This window comes from Paenibacillus chitinolyticus (genome assembly GCF_045038035.1).
Classification (GTDB): domain Bacteria; phylum Bacillota; class Bacilli; order Paenibacillales; family NBRC-103111; genus Paenibacillus_F; species Paenibacillus_F chitinolyticus_A.
In genome coordinates this window covers 366,055-392,560 of the sequence record NZ_CP173427.1, presented here as the reverse complement: position 1 = coordinate 392,560, position 26,506 = coordinate 366,055, and the positions used below count along the sequence as shown (strand labels likewise).

Here is a 26,506-nt window from a genome sequence, read left to right as displayed (position 1 = left end):
CCTTCAAAACGTCGTTACCCTGGAACATTTCCATAAACGATGTAGTATGCCTATCCTTCAACATCATTATTCACATGTTTAGAATATTTATACCACATGCCGACTTGAAATTACACGCGACGACGTTTTGGAGGACGGCAACCGTTATGCGGAATTGGTGTTACGTCCTTAATCAGGTTGACTTCGAGACCAGCAGCCTGCAAAGAACGAATTGCTGCTTCACGGCCGGCGCCAGGGCCTTTAACCATGACTTCAACAACTTTCAGACCATGTTCCATCGCGGCTCTAGCTGCAGATTCAGCAGCCATTTGCGCAGCAAACGGAGTGCTTTTACGGGATCCTTTGAAGCCCAGGTTACCGGCACTTGCCCAGGAAAGCGCGTTTCCATGAGGATCCGTGATCGTTACGATTGTATTGTTGAATGTGGAACGGATGTGTGCCACACCGGATTCAATATTTTTACGGTCACGACGTTTCGTACGGACGACTTTTTTAGGTTTAGCCATTGTTCACTCTAACCCCCTTTATTATTTCTTCTTGTTAGCTACAGTCCGACGAGGACCTTTACGTGTACGAGCATTGGTTTTCGTGCGTTGACCACGAACAGGCAGGCCACGACGATGACGGATACCACGGTAGCATCCGATTTCAACCAGACGTTTGATGTTCAGAGCGATTTCGCGACGAAGGTCGCCTTCCACTTTGATCGTTTTGTCGATAACTTCACGAATTTTGCTTACTTCTTCTTCCGTAAGATCGCGAACACGAGTGGATGCGTCAACGCCAGTTTGGCTCAGAACTTTCTGAGAAGTCGTTTTACCGATACCAAAAATGTACGTCAATGCGATTTCAACGCGCTTGTCACGCGGTAAGTCTACACCAGCAATACGTGCCATTGTTGAACGTGCACCTCCTTTTAACCTTGTTTTTGTTTATGTTTCGGGTTTTCACAAATTACCATGACGTTGCCTTTGCGACGAATGACTTTGCATTTCTCGCAGATCGGCTTGACCGACGGTCTTACCTTCATGTTTATTACCTCCTGAGAGTTTGCCACCGCAAACTTGCTTCGTAAGGGTTGGCCGCTATGTCGGCTAAGACTGCGGCGTTGCAGCTATTTATTTGAATCGATAGGTTATACGACCTCTCGTCAAGTCATATGGGGATAATTCTACAGTAACCTTGTCTCCAGGTAAAATCCGAATGAAGTGCATTCTGATCTTTCCGGAAACATGGGCCAAAATTTTATGTCCGTTCTCAAGCTCCACCTTAAACATTGCGTTCGGAAGAGGTTCGATTACTGTACCTTCCACTTCAATTACATCTTCTTTAGCCACCGATTATTCTCCTTTCTCATCTGCCTCAGATTGTAGACTGTCGATAAACTTCTTCACCGCATGTCTTAACTTGGCATTCGTGACACGGCTGCTTTCCGTTAAACTTCTGGAAACTTCTCCGCTGATCTTGGGCTGAAGCTGAAGATGCTGAACATTCTTCTTCTTCGGCTGGTCGAATCTGCGTTTATCACCATCGGCGATCCAAACGAATTTGAAATCCTCCGCTCGGATGATAACCGCATATTGACCCTGATCTTTGCCTCGGAGAATTTTTACGATTTGACCGGGTTGCGGCAGCTGTTCCTGATCTACCACTTCGGTCACCTAAGCCTTCAGTTGGGTTAATATTTCATAACCGTCTACCGTAATGGCAATGGTATGCTCGAAATGTGCACATAAGGAATTATCTACGGTAACTACGGTCCAATCATCCTCGAGTGTCTTTACGAATCGCTGTCCGACGTTCACCATAGGCTCGATTGCAAGTACCATACCGGGTTTAAGCCGGGGGCCTTTGTCCCGAATCCCATAGTTGGGAATCTGCGGATCTTCGTGAAGTTCCGTGCCGATCCCGTGACCGACATATTCACGAACAACCGAGAAACCCGCGTCTTCGATCACTTGCTGTATGGCGTGTGAGATCGTATACAGCCGAGCGTCCGGTTTGGCTTCCGCCAATCCGGCAAACAGCGAACGTTCAGTTACTTCCAGAAGTTTCTTTGCGGTTTCAGAAATTTCACCGACGCCATAAGTCCAGGCCGAATCACCATGATATCCTTTATATTGTGCCCCGATATCAATGCTGATAACGTCGCCTTCGACTAATTTGCGGCTGCCGGGAATGCCGTGCACCAATTCTTCATTAACTGAAGTGCAGATGCTGCCAGAGAAACCGTTGTAGCCTTTGAAAGAGGGTACGGCACCTTGACTGCGAATGTATTCCTCAGCGATTTTATCCAGGTCCTTAGTCGTAATGCCCGGACGGACCGATTCAGCCATCAACTTGTGAGTCTCGGCTACGATTCGACCTGCCTCACGCATAAGTTCCAACTCTACTTCGGACTTACAAATGATCATTCAGAATGACCTCGCAGCAATGAACTGATTTGGGAAGTTACATCCTCGATATCCTGCTCCCCATCAACCTCGCGCAATACGTTACGTTTCTGGTAGTACTCAAGAAGCGGTGCTGTCTTCGACGTGTATTCGTCCAAGCGGGTACCGACTTTCTCTTCCGTATCATCGGATCTCTGATACAATTCGCCGGAGCATTTGTCGCATACGCCTTCCTGCTTCGGAGGATTAAAAATCACGTGATACGTGGCGCCGCAGGATTTGCAGATACGGCGACCGGTCAGTCTGGCCAGCAGGAAGCTGCGATCCACTTTCAAATTAATGACGTGATCGATTCGCTTACCCAGAGATTGCAGGATATCATCCAATGCTTCCGCCTGAGCAATCGTCCGCGGAAAACCATCGAGAAGAAATCCTTTGTCGCAATCCGACTGCTGCAGACGTTCACGAACAATACCGTTAGTGATTTCGTCTGGAACAAGTTTGCCTTGATCGACATAGGATTTAGCTTCTATGCCGAGCGGCGTCCCTTGACTCATTGCCAATCTAAAGGCATCGCCGGTTGAAATGTGAGGAATCTGAAATTCGCTGACAATTTTCTCCGCCTGAGTACCTTTACCCGCACCCGGAGGACCCATAAATAAAACGTTCACGTTTTCCCCTCCTTCGGCACTTAGTAGTACGAACAGCACAATAGGTGCCGATGCCGCAACAAAGTGCCTACATCAGAACCTATTGCTATTTGTTGATAAATCCTTTGTAATGACGTTTGATCAGTTGGCTTTCTACTGTTTTCAACGTCTCCAATGCCACACCCACAAGGATGAGAAGTGAAGTTCCGCCGATCCGGACCGAAGTTGGCAAACCTGCCAGAGCCCCGAAGATCATTGGGAGAATCGAGATGAAAGCCAGGAAGAAGGCGCCGGACAAAGTAATTCTAGACATTACTCTTGTCAGGTAGCTGGAAGTTGGTTTTCCGGGACGAACGCCTGGAATATAACCGCCGTTCTTCTTCATTTGATCAGCCATTTGCACCGGATTAATCTGTACAAACGTGTAGAAATAGGTAAAGCCGACAATCAGTAGTACATATAGAGCAAGCGCAATCGGCGCCGAATTGTTAATGCTTAGATTGCGGATAATCCAATCCGCAAATGGATTCCCCGCCCAGAAACCTGCAATAATCGTCGGGAATTGAAGCAGTGATACGGCAAAGATGACCGGAATTACTCCTGCAGCATTCACTTTCATGGGAATGTGCGTGCTCTGTCCGCCGTACATTTTCCTCCCTACAACACGTTTAGCGTATTGTACGGGTATCTTCCGAACTCCCTGCTGAACGTAGATAACGCCGATGATGATGGCTACTACTACGATCAGAATGAGGACGATTTTCAAGATGTTCAGGAACAGGGCATCTCCTGCATTCGCAAACTGCGTCTGGTAAATCTGACTGATTCCTGTCGGAATAGCAGCTACGATTCCCGCGAAGATAATAATCGAAATCCCGTTTCCGATCCCTTTTTCAGTGATCTGCTCACCTAACCACATCAGGAACATCGTTCCTGCCGTCAAGACAATCGCTATCAGAGAGTAGGTAGCAAAGCTTGGATTGATCACAAGCCCCTGGAAGGAGTTGTTAAACATGATCGCATATCCATAAGCTTGAATCACGCCAAGCACAACCGTTAAATAGCGAGTAAGCTGGGCCGATTTCTTTCTCCCCACTTCTCCCTCTTTCGCCCACTGTGTAAGCCTTGGAACAACGTCCATGGACAGTAGTTGAACGATAATCGAAGCCGTAATGTACGGGAAGATCGACATCGAGAAGATGGAGAACTGGAAGAGCGCTCCGCCGGAGAAAGTATTCAGCAGCCCGAACACGCTATTCTGGTTGGCCTGATCCTGCAGCTTCAGAAGCTCTGCATTGATATTGGGAACCGGAATGAAGGCGCCGATTCTGTAGATGATTAACACGAGAAGCGTGAAAATGATTCTCTTACGCAAATCCTCTACTTTAAAGATGTTGGACAGGGTCCGGAACATTAAATCACCTCGGATTGACCGCCGGCAGCCTGGATTTTATCTACCGCAGATTGGGAAAACTTGTTCGCCTTAACTGTAAGCTTTACAGTGAGTTCGCCGTTTCCAAGAATCTTAATTCCATCTTTAGGTGATTTTACAACACCCGTTTCCATCAGAAGCTCAGGAGTTACTTCCGTACCAGCTTCGAACTTATTCAGGTCTTCCAGGTTAACGATAGCAAATTCCTTACGCGTTGGGTTCACGAAACCACGCTTAGGGAGACGACGGTAAAGTGGGTTTTGTCCACCTTCAAAGCCTGGACGAACACCACCGCCGGAACGGGCGTTCTGACCTTTGTGACCGCGTCCGGAAGTTTTTCCGAGTCCGCTACCTACACCGCGACCGATACGCTTGCGAGTGTGGCGTGCGCCTTCTGCAGAGCTCAGCTCATGTAATTTCATAGTTGCACCTCCTCCAGATTGAATGTGTTACTTATGCTTGAATTTCTTTAACTTCAATAAGGTGGCTGACTTGATTAATCATACCACGGATTGCTTCATTGTCGCTTTGAACAACAGAATGATTCAGCTTTTTGAGACCAAGAGCCTGAACCGTCTTCTTCTGTGTTTCCGGGCGTCCGATCAGACTACGTTTAAGGGTAATTTGAAGTTTAGACATGTTTATCCTCCTTAACCCATCAACTCTTCAACGGTTTTGCCGCGAAGTTTGGCTACTTCTTCCGCTTTCTTCAGACGGGAAAGACCTTCTAAAGTAGCGTTCACCATGTTCATGGAGTTCGAAGAACCCAGGGATTTTGTTAAAATGTCGCCAACGCCAGCAAGTTCGAGTACTGCACGAACAGGGCCGCCAGCAATAACTCCGGTACCTTCAGATGCTGGCTTCAGCAGCACACGTCCAGCGCCGAAATGACCAGTTACAAGGTGAGGAATCGTAGTTCCAACGATAGGAACGTGGACGAGGTTCTTCTTAGCATCTTCGATTCCTTTGCGGATTGCATCAGGAACTTCGGAAGCTTTACCGATACCAGCGCCGACATAGCCGTTACCATCGCCTACTACGACAAGAGCGCTAAAGCTAAAGCGACGTCCGCCCTTTACAACTTTAGCAACGCGATTAATATGAACAACTTTTTCAGTCAGCTCTAAAGTGTTAGGATCTACACGCAAGTCGTTTACCTCCTTATGAGATGTTTTCTTAGAATTCTAGACCAGCTTCACGAGCTGCTTCGGCCAGAGCCTGAACACGTCCGTGATAGAGATATCCGCCGCGGTCAAATACTACTTGGCTCACGCCTTTTTCTTTCGCACGATTCGCAATCAGTTCGCCGACTTTACGAGCAGCTTCGACGTTACCGCCGTTGCTGACCTCTTTAAGCTCTTTGTCCTGAGTGGATGCCGATGCCACTGTTACTCCGTTCACATCGTCAATGATTTGCGCATACATGTGCTTTTCAGAGCGGAAAATGTTCAAGCGAGGACGTGCTGTCGTCCCTTGAATTTTCTTACGAACACGCAGGTGTCTTTTCAGACGTGCTTTATTCTTATCGCCTTTAGTAATCATGGGTTGCACTCCTTTCATCTGTATTCCGATGTCAGGCCGGCCTTAGGCCGCCTTACTTCTTCTTACCAGCTTTACCTTCTTTGCGGATAATACGCTCGCCTTCGTACTTAATACCTTTACCTTTGTACGGCTCAGGTTCACGAACGGCACGAATTTTGGCAGCAGTTGCGCCAACGAGTTCTTTATCGATCCCTTTAACAATCACTTTCGTGTTGCTAGGTACGTCGAATTCGATTCCGCCTTCAGGGTTGATTTCAACCGGGTGAGAGTAACCTACGTTCAGGACGAGTTTGTTTCCGGTTTTGTTAGCACGGTAACCTACGCCAACAAGCTCCAGATTCTTCTCGAAACCTTGCGTTACTCCTGTAACCATATTGTTCAATACGCTGCGAGTCGTGCCGTGCAGGGAACGATGCAGTTTATGATCAGAAGGTCTTTCAACCGTAATGACATTGTCTTGTACGGATACCTTCATATCTTTGTGAAGTTCGCGGGAAAGGGTTCCTTTCGGTCCTTTTACCGTGATTGTCGTGTTCTCAAGTTTTACGTCAACGCCACTTGGAACAGTAATTGGTTTGCGACCAATACGAGACATGTTTGCACCTCCATTCAATCGAGTCTAAATTACCAAACGTAGCAGAGAACCTCTCCGCCGGATTTTGCTTGACGAGCGTCTTTGTCCGTCATCACGCCACCGGAAGTGGAGATGATAGCGATACCTAGACCGCCAAGTACCCGAGGGATCTCTTGGGATTTTGTGTATACGCGCAGACCAGGTTTGCTGATACGTTTCAAACCGGTGATTACGCGCTCGTTATTCGGACCGTATTTCAGGAACAAGCGGATGATGCCCTGCTTGTTATCTTCTACGAATTCAGCGTCACGGATGAAACCTTCATTTTTGAGGATTTCAGCAATCTCTTTCTTGATCTTGGATGCCGGAATTTCTACCGTCTCGTGACGAACAATGTTTGCATTACGAATGCGTGTAAGCATATCTGCAATTGGATCAGACATAACCATGGATGTGAACCTCCTTCCCGAAAATAAGTGGATTACCAGCTTGCTTTACGCACACCTGGAATCTGGCCTTTATATGCTAGTTCACGGAAACAAATTCTGCAAATTTTAAATTTGCGGAGAACGGAATGCGGGCGGCCGCAACGTTCGCAGCGAGTATACGCCTGCACTTTGAACTTAGGGGGACGTTGTTGCTTGATTTTCATCGAAGTTTTTGCCACTTAAATTACACCTCCTACAAGTTTTCGCCTGAAAACTCTCTCCGATCATTATCGGCAGGGGCTTCCTTCCGAAAGCTCCGTGATGATTTGTTCTTACTTCACAAACGGCATTCCGAGTTGGGTAAGCAGTTCACGAGCTTCTTCGTCCGTTTTCGCAGTCGTTACGATTACGATGTCCATACCACGAACTTTATCAATTTGATCGTATTCGATCTCTGGGAAGATCAATTGCTCTTTAAGACCAAGCGTGTAGTTACCGCGTCCGTCGAACGCTTTGGAGGAAACTCCACGGAAGTCACGTACGCGCGGAAGCGATACGTTGAACAATTTGTCCAGGAATTGATACATGCGTTGGCCGCGCAGTGTTACTTTAACGCCGATCGGCATGTTCTCACGAAGTTTGAAACCCGCGATGGATTTCTTCGCACGAGTGATTACCGGTTTTTGACCCGCGATTTTTTGCAGATCCTCTACGGCACTGTCGAGCACCTTAGAGTTCGATACAGCCTCACCAACCCCCATGTTGATGACTACTTTCTCGATCTTCGGAACTTGCATAACAGTGGTGTAGTTAAACTTCTGCATCAGAGCAGGAGTGATTTCATTCAAGAAACGATCTTTCATTCTTGCTGCCATTCTGGTGCCTCCTTTCCGCACTTAGTCGATTAATCGATAGCTTCGCCGGATTTTTTCGCAATACGTACTTTAGTTCCGTTCTCAAGGACCTTGTAACCTACACGAGTCGGTTTGCCGCTCTTAGGATCCACGAGCATTACGTTGGAAGCGTGAATTGCAGCTTCTTGAGTAATGATTCCGCCTTGAGGATTTTGCTGGGAAGGTTTCGCATGTTTCTTGATCATGTTCACGCCTTCGACCAGAACACGATTTTCACGCGGGTAAGCTGCGAGAACGCGACCTTTCTTACCTTTGTCTTTGCCGGAGATAACAAAAACTGTGTCGTCTTTCTTTACATGCAGTTTATGGTTATGAGACTCAAGTCTCTTTTTCGTTCTTGGCATGTTGATTACACCTCCTAAGCTTTCGTATGAAAGCTAACTTCGTAAGAGCTGCCGGACTTTCCATAAGAAAGCCGCGCCGCAATTTAATTGAGCTGCCTGTGTTAGATAACCTCAGGAGCAAGAGAAACGATCTTCATGAAGTCTCTATCACGAAGTTCACGAGCAACTGGTCCGAAAATACGAGTTCCACGAGGGCTCTTATCATCTTTTACGATAACTGCCGCGTTCTCATCAAATGTGATGTAAGATCCGTCTTTACGACGAGCTCCGCTCTTCGTACGAACGATTACCGCTTTGACTACATCACCTTTTTTGACAACGCCCCCTGGTGTTGCTTCTTTCACAGAGCAGATGATCAAATCACCGATATTGCCTACACGACGACCAGTACCGCCAAGCACACGAATGCACATCAGCTGTTTCGCACCGGAGTTGTCCGCAACCTTCAAACGAGATAATGGTTGAATCATGTTAGTCCCTCCTTTCGGATTATACCTGTTGGTTAAACAATAACTGCTTTTTCAACGATCTCAACGAGACGGAAACGCTTGTCTTTAGACAATGGGCGAGTTTCCATGATTTTCACGGTGTCGCCAATTTGCGCTTCATTGTTCTCATCGTGAGCTTTAAACTTCTTCGTATATTTAATCCGCTTGTGGTACAAGTCGTGTTTTTTGTAAGTTTCCACGGCAACAACGATGGTTTTATCCATTTTGTCGCTGACCACTTTACCGGTTTGGACTTTACGTTCGTTACGCTCTGCCATATACGAGCCCTCCCTTCTGAATTTGCTTAACCAATCCCGAGTTCTCTTTCACGCAAAATTGTCTTCGCACGGGCGATTTCTTTGCGCAGCTTCTGAATTTGAACCGGGTTATCCAGTTGTCCGGTAGCTAGTTGAAAACGGAGGTTAAAAAGTTCTTCCTTGAAACCGTTAATTCTTTGTTCAATCTCAGCAGTGGTTAAGTTGCGGAATTCACTAGCCTTCATGTGCTTCACCACCCACTTCTTCTTTCTTCACGAACTTACATTTAACGGGAAGCTTGTGCATAGCAAGACGCATAGCTTCGCGAGCAACTTCTTCGCTAACACCGGCAAGTTCGAACATAACTTTACCTGGTTTTACTACGCTGACCCACTTCTCAACGTTACCTTTACCGCTACCCATCCGAACTTCAAGAGGCTTTTGGGTGATAGGCTTCGAAGGGAAGATTTTGATCCACACTTTACCGCCACGCTTGATGTAACGAGTCATGGCAATACGTGCTGCTTCGATCTGACGGTTTGTGATCCACGCAGGCTCAAGAGCCTGAAGACCGTATTCACCGAACACAACTTCAGTGCCGCCTTTAGCGCGACCTTTCATTTTACCGCGGTGTTCTTTGCGGTGTTTTACACGTTTAGGTACTAACATGATTAGTTGCCTCCTTCCGATTGAGCCTTTTTCTTAGCTGTCGGAAGTACCTCTCCACGATAGATCCATACTTTCACGCCGATCCGTCCGTAGGTCGTGTGCGCTTCAGCTGTACCATAATCGATATCCGCACGAAGCGTGTGGAGTGGAACTGTTCCTTCGCTGTATCCTTCCGTACGGGCAATCTCCGCTCCGCCCAGACGACCGCTGGTCGAAACTTTAATTCCTTTAGCTCCCGCTCTTTGCGTTCTTTGCATCGCTTGTTTCATAGCACGACGGAAAGATACGCGGCGCTCAAGCTGTTGTGCAATGCTTTCTGCAACGAGGACAGCGTCGAGCTCAGGGTTTTTCACTTCTGCAATGTTGATGTGTACTTTCTTACCTGTCATGTTGGCAATGTAGTTACGGATGTTTTCAACTTCCGCTCCACCTTTACCGATAACCATACCAGGCTTAGCTGTATGAATCGTCACGTTAACGCGATTAGCCGCGCGCTCGATATCGATATGGGAAACTGCAGAATCTTTCAGCTTGTTCTTCAGATATTCACGAATTTTAACGTCTTCCATCAGCAGGTCGCCGAAATCTTTCTCAGCATACCACTTGGATTCCCAATCGCGAATAATACCAATTCTAAGACCCACCGGGCTTACTTTTTGACCCACACGTTATCCCTCCTTATTTCTCAGATACCACAACAGTGATGTGGCTGGTACGTTTATTGATACGGCTTGCACGACCCATCGCACGAGGGCGGAATCTTTTCATGATTGGACCGTGGTTCACATAAACTTCACTAATAACAAGTTTGTTAGGATCCATCGAATAGTTGTGCTCAGCGTTGGCAATTGCGGAGTTCAGCACTTTCTCCACGATCGGAGAAGCTGACTTTGGAGTATGGCGAAGGATTGCAACCGCGTCGCCTACTTGTTTGCCGCGAATCAAGTCAATTACCAGCTGCACTTTGCGAGGAGCGATCCGAACGAATTTAGCAGCAGCTTTAGCTTGCATAGTAGTACCTCCTCTCAGTAAAAATAACGATTAGCGCTTGCCTGTTTTCTTGTCGTCATCGTGACCTTTGTACGTACGAGTTGGTGCAAACTCACCGAGTTTGTGTCCGACCATATCTTCCGTTACGTATACAGGTACGTGTTTTCTTCCGTCATACACCGCGATTGTGTGGCCCACGAATTGCGGGAAAATCGTAGAACGACGAGACCAAGTTTTAATTACCGTTTTCTTGCTCGACTCATTCAATTCTTCGACCTTTTTCATCAGGTGTCCGTCGATAAAAGGACCTTTTTTCAAGCTGCGACCCATTGAAGCCCCTCCCTTCTCTGAACCATAAGATATTCAGATGTGTATAAATTACTTCGTGCGACGACGTACAATGTACTTGTCAGAAGCCTTGCCTTTTTTACGAGTTTTATAACCGAGTGTCGGTTTGCCCCATGGGGACAACGGAGACTTACGTCCGATTGGAGCACGGCCTTCACCACCACCGTGTGGGTGATCGTTCGGGTTCATTACTACCCCGCGGACTTCTGGTCTCTTACCGAGCCAACGATTACGTCCTGCTTTACCGATTTTCACAAGTTCGTGATCTTCGTTACCTACAGAACCGATTGTCGCGCGGCAGCCTTTAAGCACTTTGCGAACTTCGCCCGAGGAAAGACGAATTGTCACGTACACATCTTCTTTACCGAGAAGTTGAGCTTCCGTACCGGCAGCACGAACCAATTGTCCGCCTTTACCCGGCTTCAACTCAATGTTGTGGATAACTGTACCGACTGGGATGTTTTCCAGAGCCAGCGCGTTACCTACTTTAATGTCAGAACCCAATCCGGATTGGATTTGATCGCCGACTTTCAGACCTTTAGGAGCGATGATGTATCTCTTCTCACCGTCTGCATAGTGGATCAGAGCAATGTTAGCGGAACGGTTTGGATCGTATTCGATCGTAGCAACGCGACCCGGAATGCCGTCCTTATTGCGTTTGAAGTCGATGATGCGATATTTACGCTTGTGTCCGCCACCTTGGTGACGAGTAGTGATTTTACCTTGGTTGTTACGACCAGCTTGTTTGCTCAGAGGAGCAAGCAGGGATTTCTCCGGTGTGGATGTCGTGATTTCTTCAAAAGAAGATACCGACATGGCACGTCTTGCTGGAGAGGTCGGTTTATACTTTTTAATTGGCACCTGTGTTACCTCCTTACTTTAGAGATATTGTTATACCGTTTCAAAGAACTCCAGCTCTTTGCTGTCTGCGCTAAGTGTCACGATGGCTTTCTTCCATTCGGAAGTGTAACCGGAGTGACGTCCTTGACGTTTCGGCTTCGCTGGCATTCTGAGTGTGTTTACGCTCGATACTTTTACTTTGAAAATTTGTTCGATCGCTTGCTTGATCTCCGTTTTGTTAGCGCGGATTTCAACTTCGAACACATATTTCTTGTCAGCCATCATTTCCGTAGAACGTTCCGTGATGACCGGGCGCTTGATAATATCGCGTGGGTTCTTCATTGCGCAAGCACCTCCTCTACCTTCTGAACCGCATCCTTCGTAATGATCAATTTGTCATGAACCATTACGTCGAGTACGTTGATTCCATCAGCAACAACGAATTTAACTCCCGGAATGTTACGAGCGGAGAGAGCAACACTATCTTCGTAAGAAGCAGCAACCACGAGAGCTTTGCGCTCTACGTTGAGGCTTTTCAAAATAGCTACGAATTCTTTCGTTTTCGGAGCATTCATTTGAAGTTGATCCAGAACGATAATGTCGTTATCGATTACCTTCGAGGACAGAGCCGACTTGATTGCAAGACGACGAACCTTCTTAGGCAGTTTGTAACCATAGCTGCGAGGAGTCGGTCCGAATACGACACCGCCACCCTTCCATTGTGGAGCACGGATACTACCTTGACGAGCACGGCCAGTACCTTTTTGCTTCCACGGCTTACGTCCGCCGCCGCGTACTTCAGAACGTCCTTTAACCTTGTGAGTTCCTTGACGAACGGATGCTTGCTGGAGCAAAACAGCTTCATGCAGAGCGTGTACGTGAGGTTCGATACCGAACACTGCATCAGACAGTTCTACTTCACCGACTTGTGTGCCGGATACATTATAAAGAGCTACTTTTGGCATCAGTCTTCCTCCTTTCTTACTTTTTCACCGCGGATTTCACGCTTACGTAGCTGTTTCTAGGACCAGGAATGGAGCCTTTAACAAGAATTACGTTGCGTTCCGCATCAACTTTAATAACTTGCAGGTTTTGCAGGGTTACGGTTTCGCTACCCATATGTCCTGGCAATTTCTTGCCTTTCATTACACGGTTAGCTGCGATGGAACCCATCGAACCCGGTCCACGATGATATCGGGAGCCGTGAGCCATTGGACCCGTATGCTGATTGTGTCTTTTGATAACGCCTTGGAATCCTTTACCTTTGGAAGTTCCAGATACGTCAACAAATTCACCCTCGCTGAACAGATCAGCTTTCAGCTCTTGGCCAACTTCGTACTCGCCCAGTGCCACTCCACGAAATTCTTTAACGTAGCGCTTAGGAGCAGTGTTCGCCTTCTTGGCATGGCCAATTTCAGGCTTAGTTGCATTTTTTTCTTTCTTGTCCGCGAAACCGATTTGGATCGATTCGTATCCGTCGTTATCCACATCTTTCTTCTGCAGAACCACGCAAGGTCCAGCTTGGATAACAGTGACAGGTACTACGTTTCCTTCCGGTGTAAACACTTGAGTCATTCCAAGTTTTTTACCTAAGATACCTTTCATCGTTGACACCTCTTTTCCTTTTCGTTTCTTCTATATATAGAAGCTTTACAGTTTAATTTCAATATCTACGCCGGACGGTAAGTCCAGTCTCATCAAAGCATCCACAGTTTGTGGTGTAGGATTCACGATATCGATCAGACGCTTGTGTGTACGCTGCTCGAATTGCTCACGAGAATCTTTGTATTTGTGTACCGCACGAAGAATCGTGATAACTTGCTTCTCAGTTGGAAGCGGAATCGGACCGGAAACACTTGCTCCGGAACGCTTAGCAGTTTCAACGATTTTCTCAGCCGATTGATCGATCACTCTATGATCATAAGCTTTCAAACGGATACGAATTTTTTGCTTTGCCATATAAGTCCCTCCTTCTATCGCCCAATTTAGTATCGGACATACTCCGTGAAAATCTCCTGACAACCACTCCCATGGCAAAGGGGCCGGGTGTGCCAGCAACCTCTCACATCATCGCAACGTCACAGACCAACGCTCACTATTATATCGAATACCCAAGATAAATGCAACATTTTTATACGACAAATATCTAGAAACTACAAGGTTTCCGAAAATGTCGCTTTCATGTGCATAATCGTTCGATTTTCTTTATAGATAGCGATGTTTGTTTTGTCTTTGACATCGAATGTGTTTGGCCGAACTTTATTGACAGATTGATAAACTTTCATGTAAAAAGGCCCCGCCACCAAGGGCAGGGCCTTCGTCTTACTTCGTTACAGTACAGGGGTCTCGTTACAGTACGTGTTTCTTATGAAGTTCGTCGTTAGACGAAATTATTTGCTGATTGTTGCTACTGCGCCGGCACCAACAGTACGTCCGCCTTCACGGATCGCGAACTTAGTACCTTGCTCGATAGCGATTGGGTTGATCAGTTCTACCGTTACAGTGATGTTATCACCAGGCATAACCATTTCAGTTCCTTCTGGCAGGGTGATGATACCCGTTACGTCAGTTGTACGGAAGTAGAACTGAGGACGGTAACCTGTGAAGAAAGGCTTGTGACGGCCACCCTCTTCTTTAGTCAGAACGTAAATTTGTGCAGAGAAGTTAGTGTGCGGGTTAACGGAACCTGGTTTCGAAAGAACTTGTCCGCGCTCGATGTCTTTACGGTCTACACCACGAAGCAGTGCGCCGATGTTGTCACCAGCTTGAGCGGAATCAAGAAGTTTACGGAACATTTCCACGCCTGTAACTACGCATTTGCGAGTTTCTTCAGCGATACCAACGATTTCAACTTCGTCTTGTACTTTAACAGTACCACGCTCTACACGGCCTGTAGCAACTGTACCACGACCTGTGATGGAGAATACGTCCTCGACAGGCATAAGGAAAGGCTTGTCAGTTTCGCGTTCTGGAGTTGGGATGTAAGTATCAACTTGTTCGAAGAGCTCAATGATTTTGTCGGCCCATTCGCCGTCTGGGTTTTGCAGAGCTTCACGAGCGGAACCACGAATGATCGGAGTGTCGTCGCCTGGGAACTCATACTCGGAAAGAAGATCACGGATCTCCATTTCAACCAGTTCAAGAAGTTCTTCGTCTTCAACCATGTCGCATTTGTTCATGAATACGACGATGTAAGGAACGCCTACTTGACGGGAAAGAAGGATGTGTTCGCGAGTTTGCGGCATAGGGCCGTCAGCTGCGGATACAACCAGGATCGCTCCGTCCATTTGAGCCGCGCCAGTGATCATGTTTTTAACATAGTCGGCGTGACCTGGGCAGTCTACGTGAGCGTAGTGACGGTTAGGAGTCTCGTACTCAACGTGTGCTGTGGAGATAGTGATACCACGCTCGCGCTCTTCTGGAGCTTTGTCGATTTGGTCGAATGCTACTGCGGCTCCACCATATCTTTTGGACAGTACGTTAGTGATCGCAGCTGTCAGAGTTGTTTTACCGTGGTCGACGTGACCAATAGTACCGATATTAACGTGCGGTTTATTACGTTCGAATTTAGCCTTTGCCATGTTAAACAATTCCTCCTCGGGATAAAGTTTAAGCTTAATTTTATATTAAGCGCCTTTGTTTTTTGCAATGATTTCTTCTGCAATAGTTCTAGGCACTTCTTCATAATGCGAGATTTCCATGGAGTAAACACCGCGACCTTGCGTTCTGGAACGGAGTGTCGTGGAGTAACCGAACATTTCGGAGAGAGGCACCTTAGCACGGATGATTTGCGCACCCGAACGGTTATCCATACCCTCAATGCGTCCGCGGCGGGAGTTCAGGTCGCCCATTACGTCGCCCATGTACTCTTCCGGAACCGTTACTTCTACTTTCATGATCGGCTCAAGCAGGGCCGGGTTACATTTGTCCTTAGCTGCTTTCAGAGCCATGGAACCAGCGATTTTAAACGCCATTTCATTGGAGTCAACATCATGGTAAGAACCGTCGACGACAGTTGCTTTGATGTCCACAACAGGGAAACCGGCGATTACGCCATTCTTCATGGATTCTTCGATACCAGCTTGGATCGGAGCGATGTACTCTCTAGGAATAGCACCACCGACGATTTTGCTTTCGAATACGAAGCCGCTGCCTGGTTCAAGCGGTTGGAACTCAACCCAACAATGTCCGTATTGACCACGGCCACCGGATTGACGAACGAACTTACCTTCAACCTTGGCACCAGACTTGAACGTTTCACGATAAGCAACCTGCGGTTTACCTACGTTAGTGTCCACTTTGAATTCGCGACGCATACGGTCAACGATGATTTCCAAGTGAAGTTCACCCATACCCGCGAGAATCGTTTGACCGGTCTCCTCGTTGGTACTAGCGCGCAATGTAGGATCTTCCTCGGTAAGCTTGGAAAGCGCAACGCCCATTTTGTCTTGGTCGGCTTTCGTTTTAGGCTCAACTGCGATTTCGATAACCGGTTCAGGGAAGTTCATGGACTCCAGGATAACCGCATTTTTCTCGTCACAGAGGGTGTCGCCTGTACCTGTATCTTTCAAACCTACGGCTGCCGCGATATCCCCAGCGTAAACTTCGGAGATTTCTTGACGGCTGTTAGCGTGCATTTGAAGAATACGGCCAACGCGCTCACGTTTGCCTTTGGTAGCATTCAGAACATAGGAACCGGACTGCAGAACGCCGGAGTACACACGGAAGAACGTGAGTTTACCAACGTAAGGGTCGGTCATGATTTTGAATGCAAGCGCAGCAAAAGGTTCCGTATCGGAAGATTTGCGGATCGTCTCGGTTCCGTCTTCAAGAACACCTTGAATATCCGGTACGTCGATTGGAGCCGGCAAGTAGTCGATAACGGCGTCCAGCATTGGCTGAACCCCTTTGTTACGGTAAGAAGAACCACAGATGACCGGGAAGATTTGAACGGATACTACGCCTTTGCGGAGAGCCGCTTTTAGCTCAGCAACCGTGATTTCTTCGCCTTCCAGGTACTTCATTGTAAGCTCTTCATCAAGCTCGGCAACTTTCTCAACAAGCTCCAAACGAAGTTCAGCGACTTTGTCTTTGTACTCCGCCGGAATCTCGATGTCTTCTACTTCTTTACCAAGGTCATCCTTGTAAAGAATAGCTTTTTCTTCGATGATGTCGATGATGCCGACAAAGTCGTTCTCAGCGCCGATCGGGAGCTGAATAGCTACCGCGTTGGCACCCAACTTGTCACGCATCGAATCAACTACTCCCAAGAAGTCAGCGCCGATGATGTCCATTTTGTTCACGTAAGCAATACGAGGAACGTTGTATTTGTCAGCCTGTCTCCAAACGGTTTCAGACTGAGGCTCTACGCCTTCCTTGGCACTGAATACGCCAACAGCTCCATCCAATACACGCAGGGAACGTTCAACTTCTACCGTGAAGTCAACGTGTCCCGGGGTATCAATGATATTGATGCGGTGACCTTTCCATGCAGCAGTAGTAGCGGCGGAAGTAATCGTAATCCCGCGCTCCTGTTCCTGCTCCATCCAGTCCATCGTAGCTGCACCTTCGTGCACCTCGCCGATTTTATGGGTACGGCCTGTGTAGTACAGAATCCGCTCGGTTGTAGTCGTTTTACCCGCATCAATATGCGCCATGATCCCGATATTACGCGTATCTTTTAAGGAGAACTCTCTTGCCATGGTTTTGTCTCCTTCCTAATTCAAGGATCTGAATCCTACCAACGGTAGTGAGCAAACGCTTTGTTCGCTTCCGCCATCTTGTGTACATCTTCACGTTTCTTAACGGAAGAACCCGTGTTGTTGCTAGCATCGATAATTTCGAAAGCCAGTCTCTCTTCCATGGTTTTCTCACCACGAAGACGAGAGTAGTTTACGAGCCAACGCAAACCTAAAGTCGTACGACGCTCAGGTTTAACTTCGATCGGAACTTGGTAGTTAGCACCGCCGACACGGCGAGATTTAACTTCCAGCACCGGCATGATGTTCTTGATGGCTTGTTCGAAAACTTCCATCGGCTCCTTACCGGTACGCTCTTGCACGAGTTCAAATGCGTTGTATAGAATCGATTGTGCTACCCCTCTTTTACCGTCGATCATGATGCGGTTGATCAGACGAGTAACCAATTTGCTGTTGTAAATTGGATCTGGCAATACGTCTCTGCGTGTTACTGGACCTTTACGAGGCATAGTGATCCCCCTTTCCCCAAAAAATAAATGCTTCAAAAATCATTACTTCTTCGCTTTCGGACGCTTCGTACCGTATTTGGAACGAGCTTGCATACGATTGTTAACACCGGACGTATCCAGTGCACCGCGAACGATGTGGTAACGTACCCCCGGAAGGTCTTTAACCCTTCCGCCGCGAATCAGAACAACACTGTGCTCTTGCAGGTTGTGTCCGATACCCGGAATGTATGCTGTAACCTCTACACGGTTCGTCAAACGCACACGAGCGTATTTACGAAGTGCGGAGTTCGGTTTCTTCGGAGTCATTGTACCTACACGAGTACAAACACCACGTTTTTGTGGAGCGCTAAGTTCCGTGGACTCTCTTTTCAGGGCGTTGAAACCTCTTTGGAGAGCTGGGGATTTCGATTTAACGACTTTAGCTTGACGTCCTTTACGAACTAGCTGGTTAATTGTTGGCATGCCGCCACCTCCTCTCTAGCATTTCTTACTTCCTTTATTGCAAGCCCACAGATCCAGGCGAGTCGTAAAAAAGCAAAGGAAAGTTTTTGTTTTTAGACTCAGCAAAAATAAGCTGGTTATTCTCACATGAAATCTAGAAACAAAAACACTCGACCTTACTATTTATCGACGATCGCAGCCACAGCGGCTCCCACTTCAATTCCACATGCTTTCCCAAGCAGCTTCATAGAATCTACGTAAGTAACCTCTACTCCTGACTTGCTGCAGAGATTAACAATCTTAGTAGTCATTCGCGGATCTGCATCTTTGGCAACAATAACTTCTAATGCCTGACCAAGCTCGACGCTTTTCGTTGCTTGCTTTGTGCCGACACTTAACTTCGAAGCCTGTTTTACTTTGTCATATGTCATAATCCCATATCCTCCAAAGAACAGGAAAGAATATTAATTTAGGCACACTACGATATCTTAGCATCTCGGCAAGGTAGTGTCAAGAATATTACCCGTCTCCTTTGATTTTTTTTACAAACTCTCGGAAGACGGGCATTTTATTGCCGAATCAGTTCCGTTTATTCAACGGATACCGCTTCTTTTTCTGTGTTTTCTTCTTCAGACGGTTCCTGGTTCGGGTCTACGATCCGAATGTTCCGGTAGCGGGTCATACCCGTACCTGCAGGAATCAGCTTACCGATGATAACATTCTCTTTGAGACCGAGCAACTGATCGACTTTGCCTTTAATCGCGGCATCCGTCAATACGCGAGTCGTCTCTTGGAACGATGCCGCGGAGAGGAAGGAATCCGTCTCCAGCGATGCTTTCGTAATTCCGAGAAGGATCGGTTTGGCTACGGCAGGCTCTTTATCCGCAAACAAAGCTACTTTGTTCGCTTCTTCATATTCGTGCATGTCTACGAAGGAGCCTGGCAGAAGCGTCGTGTCCCCGGCGTCAACGATACGAATCTTGCGAAGCATTTGACGAATCATAACTTCGACGTGCTTATCGTTAATTTCTACACCCTGGTTCCGGTAAACGCGCTGAACCTCTTGAAGGATGTAGTTTTGAACGCCGCGGATACCTTTGATACGAAGCATTTCCTTCGGATCGATCGAACCTTCGGTCAGCTCATCCCCGGCTTCGATCGTCTGCCCGACAGTCGCTCTTACGCGGGAACCGTATGGTACCGCGTATACACGGGACTCGGCTTCGCCCTGAACTTCAATTTCACGGCGGTCCTTGGCTTCGCGGATCTCTTTAACAAGTCCGTCGATTTCAGAGATAATCGCTTGACCTTTCGGATTCCGGGCTTCGAAAAGCTCTTGAATACGCGGAAGACCTTGCGTGATATCGTCTCCGGCTACGCCCCCGGTATGGAACGTACGCATGGTAAGCTGGGTTCCCGGTTCACCGATGGATTGAGCCGCGATAATACCGACAGCTTCCCCGATTTCAACGTGCTGCCCAGTCGCCAGGTTACGTCCGTAGCACTTCTTGCAGACCCCATGACGGGACCGGCAGCTGAGAACGGAACGAATCTGAAGACGTTCGATATTCGCATCAATGATCGCATTCGCAATGTTGGCTTCGATCAGCTCATTACGGTTTACGATAACTTCGCCCGTCTCCGGGTGACGAATCGTTTCAAACGCATAGCGGCCTTCAATACGGTCAAACAGGTCTTCGATAACCTCTTTGCCGTCTTGAATTTTGCTGACGATAAATCCTTTATCCGTTCCGCAATCATCTTCACGGACGATAACGTCTTGGGCCACGTCAACGAGACGACGAGTCAGGTAACCCGAATCCGCCGTACGAAGGGCCGTATCGGCAAGACCTTTACGGGCACCGTGCGTGGAAATAAAGTATTCCAAGACGGTAAGACCTTCACGGAAGTTCGATTTAATCGGCAACTCAATGATTTTACCCGACGGGTTGGCCATCAGACCACGCATACCGCCCAGCTGGGTGATTTGCGATTTGTTACCCCGCGCTTTGGATTCCACCATCATGTTGATGGAGTTGTATTTGTCGAGGGATCTCATCAGGATATCCGTGATTTCATCCTTCGTTTTACTCCAGATCGCGATAACACGGTCATAACGCTCATCGTCGGTAATAAGACCACGGCGGTATTGGTTCGTTACCGTGCGTACCTTCTCTTCGGAATCTTCAAGGATCTTCTTCTTCTCGTTAGGTACCACGACATCCGCCACGGCAACCGTAATACCGGCTTTAGTGGAGTATGTGAAGCCGAGTTCTTTGATCTTGTCGAGAATGACCGAAGTTCTAGTTGTATGGTAATTACGGAAGCACTCGGCAATAATCGAACCGAGGTAGTCTTTGCCGACCGCTTTAGCTTCCGGCAGTTCTTCCATTCTGGCACGGATGTTGGAGCCTTTTTCAAACACGAAATAGTCATCGGACGGGCCGTTAAGCAGATTCGCTTTAGTCGCATCATTGATGTACGGGAAGTCATCCGGGAAAATCTCGTTAAAGATGATTTTACCGACGGTCGTAATCAGATAAGCGTTCTGTTGGGCTTCCGTAAAGTTCTTCTTATTCAAAACCTTAGCAGGGATAGCTACGCGGGCATGAAGCTCGGCAGTCCCGTTCTGATAAGCGGAAACGGCTTCGTTAACGGAACGGAAGATCAAGTTCGCACCGCGACCATGCTTGTTGTCCGTAGTCAGATAGAAGCTTCCCAGAACCATATCCTGCGATGGAGTTACGACCGGCTTGCCGTCTTTCGGGTTAAGAATGTTTCCTGCCGCAAGCATGAGAAGCCGTGCTTCTGCCTGCGCTTCAGCGGAAAGCGGCACGTGAACGGCCATTTGGTCACCGTCGAAGTCGGCGTTATAGGCCGTACATACGAGCGGATGCAGCTTGATGGCGCGTCCTTCGACCAGAATCGGTTCGAACGCCTGGATACCCAATCTATGCAGTGTGGGGGCACGGTTCAGAAGAACCGGGTGCTCCTTAATGACTTCTTCAAGGACATCCCAAACTTCAGGGCTAACACGCTCTACTTTGCGTTTCGCGCTTTTGATGTTATGGGCAAGGCCTTTGTTTACGAGCTCTTTCATAACGAAAGGCTTGAAAAGTTCCAATGCCATCTCTTTAGGCAGACCGCACTGGTACATTTTGAGGCTAGGACCTACAACGATAACGGAACGGCCGGAGTAGTCGACACGTTTACCGAGCAAGTTCTGACGGAAACGGCCCTGCTTACCTTTCAGCATGTGGCTGAGAGATTTAAGGGGACGGTTACCCGGACCCGTTACCGGACGGCCGCGACGGCCGTTATCGATCAGAGCGTCAACGGCTTCTTGAAGCATACGCTTCTCGTTTTGAACGATAATATCCGGGGCGCCTAGGTCGAGAAGACGCTTCAGACGGTTGTTACGGTTAATAACGCGACGATACAGATCGTTAAGGTCGGAAGTCGCAAAACGTCCGCCGTCCAGCTGAACCATCGGGCGAAGTTCCGGAGGAATAACCGGCAGCACATCAAGAACCATCCAGTCCGGACGGTTTTTCGAATTACGGAAAGCTTCCATAACTTCCAGACGTTTGATCGCCCGGTTACGACGTTGGCCTTGAGCGGTTTTGAGTTCTTCTTTCAAGGATTCCACATCTTTATCGATGTCGATATCCTGCAGAAGTTTCTTAACTGCCTCGGCGCCCATACCTGCTTGGAAAGCATAGCCGTATTTCTCGCGGTAGCTGCGGTATTCTTTTTCGGAAAGAAGCTGCTTCTTCTCAAGAGGCGTGTCTCCAGGGTCCGTTACTACATAGGATGCAAAGTAGATAATCTCTTCAAGGGAACGAGGAGACATATCTAAAGCAAGACCCATGCGGCTAGGAATACCTTTGAAATACCAGATGTGGGATACGGGAGCGGCAAGCTCAATGTGTCCCATACGTTCGCGACGAACCTTCTGGCGCGTTACTTCAACGCCGCAACGGTCACAAACGACACCTTTGTAACGCACACGCTTGTATTTACCGCAGTGACACTCCCAGTCTTTCGTCGGTCCGAAAATCTTCTCGCAGAACAAACCTTCTTTCTCCGGTTTTAAAGTTCTGTAGTTGATGGTTTCCGGTTTTTTAACTTCCCCACGGGACCACGAACGGATCTTCTCAGGTGAGGCCAATCCAATTTTCATAAATTCGAAGTTGTTTACGTCCAACAAGGAGCAACCCTCCTTAGAATGTGCTAGTTATGGGAAGGAGGCGGACTGCTATGTCCGCCTTTCCTCTATCAGTTGCAGCTATTCGACTCCAATTTCTGCCCCTTCAAGGTTCAGATTAAGCTTGTCACTGGTCGTATCTTCCTCATCATCGAGTTCTTTCATCTCGATTTCCTCTTCGTCGCCGGACAGGATTTTAACGTCCATTCCCAAGCTTTGAAGCTCCTTGATCAATACTTTAAACGATTCCGGAACACCCGGCTCCGGCACGTTCTCGCCTTTGACGATGGATTCGTACGTTTTAACACGACCGACCACGTCATCGGACTTCACCGTCAGGATTTCCTGCAGCGTGTAAGCCGCGCCGTAGGCCTCTAGGGCCCACACTTCCATCTCCCCGAAACGCTGACCGCCGAACTGAGCTTTACCGCCCAGAGGCTGCTGTGTAACGAGAGAGTACGGACCTGTAGAACGGGCGTGGATTTTATCATCGACCATGTGCGCCAGTTTAATCATGTACATGACGCCAACGGTAACTTCGCGTTCAAAAGCGTCGCCTGTACGGCCGTCATAGAGCTTGGTTTTACCGTTACGCTGCATGCCGGCTTCCTCCATCGTATCGAACACGTCGTACTCGCGCGCTCCGTCGAATACCGGCGTGGCCACGTGGATACCGAGCGCTCTGGAGGCCATACCCAAATGAACTTCCAGTACTTGACCGATGTTCATACGCGAAGGTACACCCAGCGGGTTCAGTACGACTTCTACAGGCGTTCCGTCCGGCATGAACGGCATATCTTCCTCAGGGAGGATACGCGCGATAACCCCTTTGTTACCGTGACGTCCGGCCATTTTATCACCCTCGGAGATTTTACGCTTCTGGGCAATGTAGACACGAACGAGCTGGTTAACGCCCGGAGGCAGTTCGTCGCCGTTCTCGCGTGTAAATACTTTCACGTCTACGACGATACCGTCGGTTCCGTGAGGAACGCGCAGGGAGGTGTCTCTCACTTCACGCGCCTTCTCACCAAAGATCGCGTGAAGGAGACGCTCTTCTGCCGTCAGTTCCGTTACGCCCTTCGGCGTTACTTTGCCGACGAGAATGTCGCCCGCGCCGATTTCGGCACCGACGCGGATGATTCCGCGCTCGTCGAGGTTCTTCAGAGCATCTTCGCCGACATTCGGAATGTCGCGAGTGATCTCTTCCGGACCGAGCTTCGTATCCCGCGCTTCGGACTCGTATTCCTCGATGTGAATGGATGTATACACATCTTCTTTTACAAGTCTTTCGCTCAGAAGGATCGCATCCTCATAGTTGTAGCCTTCCCATGTCATGAAAGCAACGACTACGTTACGGCCGAGAGCCAGTTCGCCCTGTTCCGTCGAAGGACCGTCGGCAAGGATGTCGCCCGCTTTAACAAGCTGGCCCTTTTGAACGATCGGACGCTGGTTGATACACGTACCTTGGTTGGAACGCATAAACTTGTGAAGCTTATGCTTGATGAGATTGCCGTTAACCAATTTACCGTCCACCAGTTCCTGGCGGCGCAGCCAAATTTCATTGCCGGCAACTTTTTCAATAATTCCGTCATGTTTGGCAACAATACAAACACCGGAGTCTTTAGCGGACTTATGTTCCATTCCCGTACCGACGAGCGGCGCCTTAGGAATTAGAAGCGGAACGGCTTGACGCTGCATGTTGGATCCCATGAGGGCACGGTTGGAGTCATCGTTTTCCAAGAACGGAATCAATGCTGTCGCAACCGATACGACCTGCTTAGGAGATACGTCCATGTAGTCGACGCGCTCTTTAGGCAAAGTCAAGATATCATCTTTATAACGAACGATAACACTGTCGTTAACGAATGTTCCTTCTTCCGTAAGTTCAGCATTCGCTTGAGCAACGACGTAGTTATCCTCTTCATCCGCTGTCATATACACGATTTCTTCCGTGACTACACCGGTCTTCGGATCTACGTGGCGGTAAGGAGCCTCGATAAAGCCGTATTCGTTGATCCGCGCGAAGGTGGACAAGGAGTTGATCAACCCGATGTTCGGACCCTCCGGCGTTTCAATCGGACACATCCGGCCATAGTGGGAGTGATGGACGTCACGGACTTCAAAGCCCGCGCGCTCACGTGTCAAACCACCGGGACCCAATGCGGACAGACGGCGTTTATGCGTTAGTTCAGCCAACGGATTCGTCTGGTCCATAAACTGCGAGAGTTGGGAGCTTCCGAAGAACTCTTTAATCGCGGCAATAACCGGACGTATGTTGATCAGAGCCTGCGGTGTAATAACGTTCGCATCCTGAATGGACATACGCTCGCGAACGACACGTTCCATACGGGACAAACCGATACGGAACTGGTTCTGAAGCAGTTCGCCAACCGAGCGGAGACGACGGTTACCGAGATGATCGATATCATCCGTGTTTCCGATCCCGTGCAGAAGGTTTATAAAGTAGTTAATGGACGAAATGATATCGGCCGGTGTAATGTTCTTAACGGACTTGTCAATGACAGCGTTAGAAATTACCTTAACTACTTTCCCGTCTTCGATCGGAGAGTACACATCGATGGTTTGAACCGGAATGATCTCTTCTCCGGCAACTCCGTTAGGAACGGAATAATCTTTAAACCCGATCTTCTTCTCCAGGAAAGGCAGCACTTCGTCAAGCAGACGGCGGTCAAGCAGTTGACCGGCTTCGGCTACGATTTCGCCCGTTTCCGGATCCGCAAGAGTTTCGGCAAGACGCTGGTTGAACAATCGGTTCTTGATATGAAGCTTCTTGTTGATTTTGTACCGACCTACGTTAGCAAGGTCATACCGCTTCGGATCGAAGAAACGCGCTACAAGCAAGCTTCTTGCGTTATCCAAGGTCGGCGGCTCGCCCGGACGAAGACGCTCGTAAATTTCAATCAGCGCTTTATCCGTCGAATCGGTGTTGTCTTTGTCGAGTGTATTGCGTATATATTCATTGTCGCCAAGAAGATCAAGAATCTCGGCATCGGTTCCGAATCCAAGTGCGCGCAGAAGAACGGTAACCGGAATTTTACGTGTGCGGTCGATTCTCACATAAATGATATCTTTCGCGTCCGTCTCTAATTCCAGCCAGGCTCCCCGGTTAGGAATAACCGTAGCCGTGTAAGTCTTTTTACCGTTCTTATCCACTTTAGTGCTATAATAGACGCTAGGAGAACGAACGAGCTGGGAGACAATTACACGTTCAGCACCGTTAATAATAAAGGTTCCGGTTTCGGTCATGATCGGGAAATCGCCCATGAACACTTCCTGTTCCTTTACTTCTCCGGTTTCCTTATTGATCAGACGTACCTTAACCCGAAGCGGTGCAGCGTAGGTTACGTCCCGCTCTTTGGATTCGTCCACGGAATACTTAGGCTCTCCTAAGCTGTAGTCAATAAACTCAAGCACTAGATTCCCCGTAAAATCCTGAATCGGTGAGATATCTAAAAACATCTCCCGTAATCCTTCATCCAAAAACCATTCGTATGATTTTTGTTGAATTTCGATCAGGTTGGGGATGTCCAGCACCTCATTAATTCGAGCATAAGTCCTGCGTTTGCGTCGTCCAAATTGAACAAGATGTCCCGCCAACTTCATTCACCCCTTAAGTCTACTCAGTTCATAAAAATAAATAAGAAAAACTTCTATCGACGTACACTTCAGGCGGCGCCGTCTTGTATGGTGGCACCCCCTTAAGGAAGGGCGTCTAAGCCGGGCGCACGCTAAGGTTGGACATCTCCGATCTTGTCAGAGA

Annotated in this window: 36 protein-coding genes; all 36 read right to left on the bottom strand. The window is 48.2% G+C overall.

Translation table 11 applies throughout. The features are described from left to right. Nucleotides 1–110 precede the first annotated feature (110 nt). Complete coding sequence (gene rpsK / locus ACI48J_RS01820; protein ID WP_016423660.1) at nt 111–506, bottom strand: 30S ribosomal protein S11; 396 nt, start codon at nt 504–506, stop codon at nt 111–113. Between the two features lie 21 nt (nt 507–527). Beyond that, complete coding sequence (gene rpsM, locus ACI48J_RS01815; protein WP_016423661.1) at nt 528–896, bottom strand: 30S ribosomal protein S13; 369 nt, start codon at nt 894–896, stop codon at nt 528–530. Nucleotides 897–916: 20 nt separating this feature from the next. Continuing rightward, entirely contained in the window at nt 917–1,030 is a 114-nt protein-coding gene (rpmJ, locus tag ACI48J_RS01810; RefSeq protein WP_003333770.1) for a 50S ribosomal protein L36, read from the bottom strand. Nucleotides 1,031–1,118: 88 nt separating this feature from the next. Beyond that, entirely contained in the window at nt 1,119–1,337 is a 219-nt protein-coding gene (gene infA / locus ACI48J_RS01805; RefSeq protein WP_009676800.1) for a translation initiation factor IF-1, read from the bottom strand. A gap of 3 nt (nt 1,338–1,340) precedes the next feature. Further along, nucleotides 1,341–1,652, bottom strand: coding sequence for a KOW domain-containing RNA-binding protein (locus ACI48J_RS01800; RefSeq protein ID WP_326053523.1), 312 nt, complete (start codon nt 1,650–1,652; stop codon nt 1,341–1,343). 9 nt (nt 1,653–1,661) lie between these two features. Further along, entirely contained in the window at nt 1,662–2,414 is a 753-nt protein-coding gene (gene map / locus ACI48J_RS01795) for a type I methionyl aminopeptidase (RefSeq protein WP_326053522.1), read from the bottom strand. Continuing rightward, entirely contained in the window at nt 2,411–3,064 is a 654-nt protein-coding gene (locus ACI48J_RS01790) for an adenylate kinase (protein ID WP_326053520.1), read from the bottom strand. Before ACI48J_RS01790 ends, map begins: the two co-directional genes overlap by 4 nt. An 85-nt stretch (nt 3,065–3,149) precedes the next feature. Then, a complete protein-coding gene (gene secY / locus ACI48J_RS01785) occupies nt 3,150–4,457 on the bottom strand; it encodes a preprotein translocase subunit SecY (RefSeq protein ID WP_405081377.1) in 1,308 nt (435 codons plus the stop codon). Continuing rightward, complete coding sequence (gene rplO, locus ACI48J_RS01780) at nt 4,457–4,897, bottom strand: 50S ribosomal protein L15 (RefSeq protein ID WP_326053516.1); 441 nt, start codon at nt 4,895–4,897, stop codon at nt 4,457–4,459. The genes secY and rplO overlap by 1 nt, the downstream gene beginning before the upstream one ends. A gap of 31 nt (nt 4,898–4,928) precedes the next feature. Next, nucleotides 4,929–5,114: a 50S ribosomal protein L30 gene (rpmD, locus tag ACI48J_RS01775; RefSeq protein ID WP_217562935.1), complete on the bottom strand. Its 186-nt coding sequence runs from the start codon at nt 5,112–5,114 to the stop codon at nt 4,929–4,931. A gap of 11 nt (nt 5,115–5,125) precedes the next feature. After that, complete coding sequence (gene rpsE / locus ACI48J_RS01770) at nt 5,126–5,623, bottom strand: 30S ribosomal protein S5 (RefSeq protein WP_009676829.1); 498 nt, start codon at nt 5,621–5,623, stop codon at nt 5,126–5,128. Between the two features lie 28 nt (nt 5,624–5,651). Continuing rightward, a complete protein-coding gene (gene rplR, locus ACI48J_RS01765) occupies nt 5,652–6,017 on the bottom strand; it encodes a 50S ribosomal protein L18 (RefSeq protein ID WP_326053515.1) in 366 nt (121 codons plus the stop codon). A gap of 52 nt (nt 6,018–6,069) precedes the next feature. After that, nucleotides 6,070–6,612, bottom strand: coding sequence for a 50S ribosomal protein L6 (gene rplF / locus ACI48J_RS01760; RefSeq protein WP_009676801.1), 543 nt, complete (start codon nt 6,610–6,612; stop codon nt 6,070–6,072). Between the two features lie 29 nt (nt 6,613–6,641). Further along, nucleotides 6,642–7,040, bottom strand: a complete 399-nt coding sequence (rpsH, locus tag ACI48J_RS01755) for a 30S ribosomal protein S8 (protein ID WP_009676818.1) — start codon at nt 7,038–7,040, stop codon at nt 6,642–6,644. A 32-nt stretch (nt 7,041–7,072) separates the two neighbouring features. Then, the gene (locus ACI48J_RS01750) at nt 7,073–7,258 is read right to left on the bottom strand and encodes a type Z 30S ribosomal protein S14 (protein WP_040953112.1); all 186 of its coding nucleotides are present in this window, start codon (nt 7,256–7,258) and stop codon (nt 7,073–7,075) included. Between the two features lie 93 nt (nt 7,259–7,351). Further along, on the bottom strand, nt 7,352–7,894 hold the full coding sequence (rplE, locus tag ACI48J_RS01745) for a 50S ribosomal protein L5 (protein WP_009676826.1): 543 nt from the start codon (nt 7,892–7,894) through the stop codon (nt 7,352–7,354). A 29-nt stretch (nt 7,895–7,923) separates the two neighbouring features. Next, entirely contained in the window at nt 7,924–8,277 is a 354-nt protein-coding gene (rplX, locus tag ACI48J_RS01740; RefSeq protein WP_009676802.1) for a 50S ribosomal protein L24, read from the bottom strand. A 101-nt stretch (nt 8,278–8,378) separates the two neighbouring features. Continuing rightward, nucleotides 8,379–8,747: a 50S ribosomal protein L14 gene (gene rplN / locus ACI48J_RS01735; protein ID WP_103998005.1), complete on the bottom strand. Its 369-nt coding sequence runs from the start codon at nt 8,745–8,747 to the stop codon at nt 8,379–8,381. Nucleotides 8,748–8,779: 32 nt separating this feature from the next. Further along, nucleotides 8,780–9,043, bottom strand: a complete 264-nt coding sequence (rpsQ, locus tag ACI48J_RS01730; protein WP_009676813.1) for a 30S ribosomal protein S17 — start codon at nt 9,041–9,043, stop codon at nt 8,780–8,782. Nucleotides 9,044–9,069: 26 nt separating this feature from the next. Beyond that, nucleotides 9,070–9,267, bottom strand: a complete 198-nt coding sequence (gene rpmC / locus ACI48J_RS01725) for a 50S ribosomal protein L29 (RefSeq protein WP_405081375.1) — start codon at nt 9,265–9,267, stop codon at nt 9,070–9,072. Continuing rightward, nucleotides 9,257–9,691: a 50S ribosomal protein L16 gene (rplP, locus tag ACI48J_RS01720; protein ID WP_326053514.1), complete on the bottom strand. Its 435-nt coding sequence runs from the start codon at nt 9,689–9,691 to the stop codon at nt 9,257–9,259. Before rplP ends, rpmC begins: the two co-directional genes overlap by 11 nt. A gap of 2 nt (nt 9,692–9,693) precedes the next feature. Then, entirely contained in the window at nt 9,694–10,356 is a 663-nt protein-coding gene (gene rpsC, locus ACI48J_RS01715; protein ID WP_009676810.1) for a 30S ribosomal protein S3, read from the bottom strand. 13 nt (nt 10,357–10,369) lie between these two features. After that, nucleotides 10,370–10,702 (bottom strand): 50S ribosomal protein L22, encoded by a 333-nt coding sequence (gene rplV / locus ACI48J_RS01710; protein ID WP_016423663.1) that lies wholly within the window; start codon nt 10,700–10,702, stop codon nt 10,370–10,372. Between the two features lie 30 nt (nt 10,703–10,732). Further along, entirely contained in the window at nt 10,733–11,011 is a 279-nt protein-coding gene (rpsS, locus tag ACI48J_RS01705) for a 30S ribosomal protein S19 (protein ID WP_009676795.1), read from the bottom strand. Nucleotides 11,012–11,059: 48 nt separating this feature from the next. Continuing rightward, complete coding sequence (rplB, locus tag ACI48J_RS01700) at nt 11,060–11,890, bottom strand: 50S ribosomal protein L2 (RefSeq protein ID WP_326053512.1); 831 nt, start codon at nt 11,888–11,890, stop codon at nt 11,060–11,062. Nucleotides 11,891–11,920: 30 nt separating this feature from the next. After that, a complete protein-coding gene (rplW, locus tag ACI48J_RS01695) occupies nt 11,921–12,211 on the bottom strand; it encodes a 50S ribosomal protein L23 (RefSeq protein WP_009676809.1) in 291 nt (96 codons plus the stop codon). Continuing rightward, the gene (gene rplD / locus ACI48J_RS01690; protein ID WP_326053511.1) at nt 12,208–12,834 is read right to left on the bottom strand and encodes a 50S ribosomal protein L4; all 627 of its coding nucleotides are present in this window, start codon (nt 12,832–12,834) and stop codon (nt 12,208–12,210) included. Before rplD ends, rplW begins: the two co-directional genes overlap by 4 nt. Nucleotides 12,835–12,850: 16 nt before the next feature. Next, the gene (rplC, locus tag ACI48J_RS01685) at nt 12,851–13,474 is read right to left on the bottom strand and encodes a 50S ribosomal protein L3 (RefSeq protein ID WP_326053510.1); all 624 of its coding nucleotides are present in this window, start codon (nt 13,472–13,474) and stop codon (nt 12,851–12,853) included. 45 nt (nt 13,475–13,519) lie between these two features. Beyond that, nucleotides 13,520–13,828: a 30S ribosomal protein S10 gene (gene rpsJ, locus ACI48J_RS01680; protein WP_103998012.1), complete on the bottom strand. Its 309-nt coding sequence runs from the start codon at nt 13,826–13,828 to the stop codon at nt 13,520–13,522. 431 nt (nt 13,829–14,259) lie between these two features. Continuing rightward, nucleotides 14,260–15,450: an elongation factor Tu gene (gene tuf, locus ACI48J_RS01675; RefSeq protein ID WP_326053508.1), complete on the bottom strand. Its 1,191-nt coding sequence runs from the start codon at nt 15,448–15,450 to the stop codon at nt 14,260–14,262. Between the two features lie 45 nt (nt 15,451–15,495). Next, the gene (fusA, locus tag ACI48J_RS01670) at nt 15,496–17,571 is read right to left on the bottom strand and encodes an elongation factor G (RefSeq protein ID WP_405081374.1); all 2,076 of its coding nucleotides are present in this window, start codon (nt 17,569–17,571) and stop codon (nt 15,496–15,498) included. A 35-nt stretch (nt 17,572–17,606) separates the two neighbouring features. Further along, a complete protein-coding gene (rpsG, locus tag ACI48J_RS01665; RefSeq protein ID WP_016423665.1) occupies nt 17,607–18,077 on the bottom strand; it encodes a 30S ribosomal protein S7 in 471 nt (156 codons plus the stop codon). A 42-nt stretch (nt 18,078–18,119) separates the two neighbouring features. Continuing rightward, nucleotides 18,120–18,539, bottom strand: coding sequence for a 30S ribosomal protein S12 (gene rpsL / locus ACI48J_RS01660; protein WP_326053506.1), 420 nt, complete (start codon nt 18,537–18,539; stop codon nt 18,120–18,122). A gap of 158 nt (nt 18,540–18,697) precedes the next feature. Beyond that, nucleotides 18,698–18,949, bottom strand: coding sequence for a ribosomal L7Ae/L30e/S12e/Gadd45 family protein (locus ACI48J_RS01655; RefSeq protein ID WP_317956972.1), 252 nt, complete (start codon nt 18,947–18,949; stop codon nt 18,698–18,700). 158 nt (nt 18,950–19,107) lie between these two features. Then, the gene (rpoC, locus tag ACI48J_RS01650) at nt 19,108–22,728 is read right to left on the bottom strand and encodes a DNA-directed RNA polymerase subunit beta' (protein WP_405081373.1); all 3,621 of its coding nucleotides are present in this window, start codon (nt 22,726–22,728) and stop codon (nt 19,108–19,110) included. Between the two features lie 78 nt (nt 22,729–22,806). Further along, the gene (rpoB, locus tag ACI48J_RS01645; protein ID WP_326053500.1) at nt 22,807–26,343 is read right to left on the bottom strand and encodes a DNA-directed RNA polymerase subunit beta; all 3,537 of its coding nucleotides are present in this window, start codon (nt 26,341–26,343) and stop codon (nt 22,807–22,809) included. Nucleotides 26,344–26,506 lie beyond the last annotated feature (163 nt).

Coding starts and splice junctions, on each gene's coding strand:
- rpsK (WP_016423660.1), bottom strand. CDS start 506: ATGGCTAAACCTAAAAAAGTCGTCCGTACGAAACGTCGTGACCGTAAA.
- rpsM (WP_016423661.1), bottom strand. CDS start 896: ATGGCACGTATTGCTGGTGTAGACTTACCGCGTGACAAGCGCGTTGAA.
- rpmJ (WP_003333770.1), bottom strand. CDS start 1,030: ATGAAGGTAAGACCGTCGGTCAAGCCGATCTGCGAGAAATGCAAAGTC.
- map (WP_326053522.1), bottom strand. CDS start 2,414: ATGATCATTTGTAAGTCCGAAGTAGAGTTGGAACTTATGCGTGAGGCA.
- secY (WP_405081377.1), bottom strand. CDS start 4,457: ATGTTCCGGACCCTGTCCAACATCTTTAAAGTAGAGGATTTGCGTAAG.
- rplO (WP_326053516.1), bottom strand. CDS start 4,897: ATGAAATTACATGAGCTGAGCTCTGCAGAAGGCGCACGCCACACTCGC.
- rpmD (WP_217562935.1), bottom strand. CDS start 5,114: ATGTCTAAACTTCAAATTACCCTTAAACGTAGTCTGATCGGACGCCCG.
- rplR (WP_326053515.1), bottom strand. CDS start 6,017: ATGATTACTAAAGGCGATAAGAATAAAGCACGTCTGAAAAGACACCTG.
- rplF (WP_009676801.1), bottom strand. CDS start 6,612: ATGTCTCGTATTGGTCGCAAACCAATTACTGTTCCAAGTGGCGTTGAC.
- rpsH (WP_009676818.1), bottom strand. CDS start 7,040: ATGGTTATGTCTGATCCAATTGCAGATATGCTTACACGCATTCGTAAT.
- rplE (WP_009676826.1), bottom strand. CDS start 7,894: ATGGCAGCAAGAATGAAAGATCGTTTCTTGAATGAAATCACTCCTGCT.
- rplX (WP_009676802.1), bottom strand. CDS start 8,277: ATGCCAAGAACGAAAAAGAGACTTGAGTCTCATAACCATAAACTGCAT.
- rplN (WP_103998005.1), bottom strand. CDS start 8,747: ATGATTCAACCATTATCTCGTTTGAAGGTTGCGGACAACTCCGGTGCG.
- rpsQ (WP_009676813.1), bottom strand. CDS start 9,043: ATGGCAGAGCGTAACGAACGTAAAGTCCAAACCGGTAAAGTGGTCAGC.
- rpmC (WP_405081375.1), bottom strand. CDS start 9,267: ATGAAGGCTAGTGAATTCCGCAACTTAACCACTGCTGAGATTGAACAA.
- rplP (WP_326053514.1), bottom strand. CDS start 9,691: ATGTTAGTACCTAAACGTGTAAAACACCGCAAAGAACACCGCGGTAAA.
- rplV (WP_016423663.1), bottom strand. CDS start 10,702: ATGCAAGCTAAAGCTGCTGCTAAATTCGTTCGGATCGCTCCTCGCAAA.
- rpsS (WP_009676795.1), bottom strand. CDS start 11,011: ATGGGTCGCAGCTTGAAAAAAGGTCCTTTTATCGACGGACACCTGATG.
- rplW (WP_009676809.1), bottom strand. CDS start 12,211: ATGAAGAACCCACGCGATATTATCAAGCGCCCGGTCATCACGGAACGT.
- rplD (WP_326053511.1), bottom strand. CDS start 12,834: ATGCCAAAAGTAGCTCTTTATAATGTATCCGGCACACAAGTCGGTGAA.
- rplC (WP_326053510.1), bottom strand. CDS start 13,474: ATGAAAGGTATCTTAGGTAAAAAACTTGGAATGACTCAAGTGTTTACA.
- rpsJ (WP_103998012.1), bottom strand. CDS start 13,828: ATGGCAAAGCAAAAAATTCGTATCCGTTTGAAAGCTTATGATCATAGA.
- tuf (WP_326053508.1), bottom strand. CDS start 15,450: ATGGCAAAGGCTAAATTCGAACGTAATAAACCGCACGTTAATATCGGT.
- fusA (WP_405081374.1), bottom strand. CDS start 17,571: ATGGCAAGAGAGTTCTCCTTAAAAGATACGCGTAATATCGGGATCATG.
- rpsG (WP_016423665.1), bottom strand. CDS start 18,077: ATGCCTCGTAAAGGTCCAGTAACACGCAGAGACGTATTGCCAGATCCA.
- rpsL (WP_326053506.1), bottom strand. CDS start 18,539: ATGCCAACAATTAACCAGCTAGTTCGTAAAGGACGTCAAGCTAAAGTC.
- ACI48J_RS01655 (WP_317956972.1), bottom strand. CDS start 18,949: ATGACATATGACAAAGTAAAACAGGCTTCGAAGTTAAGTGTCGGCACA.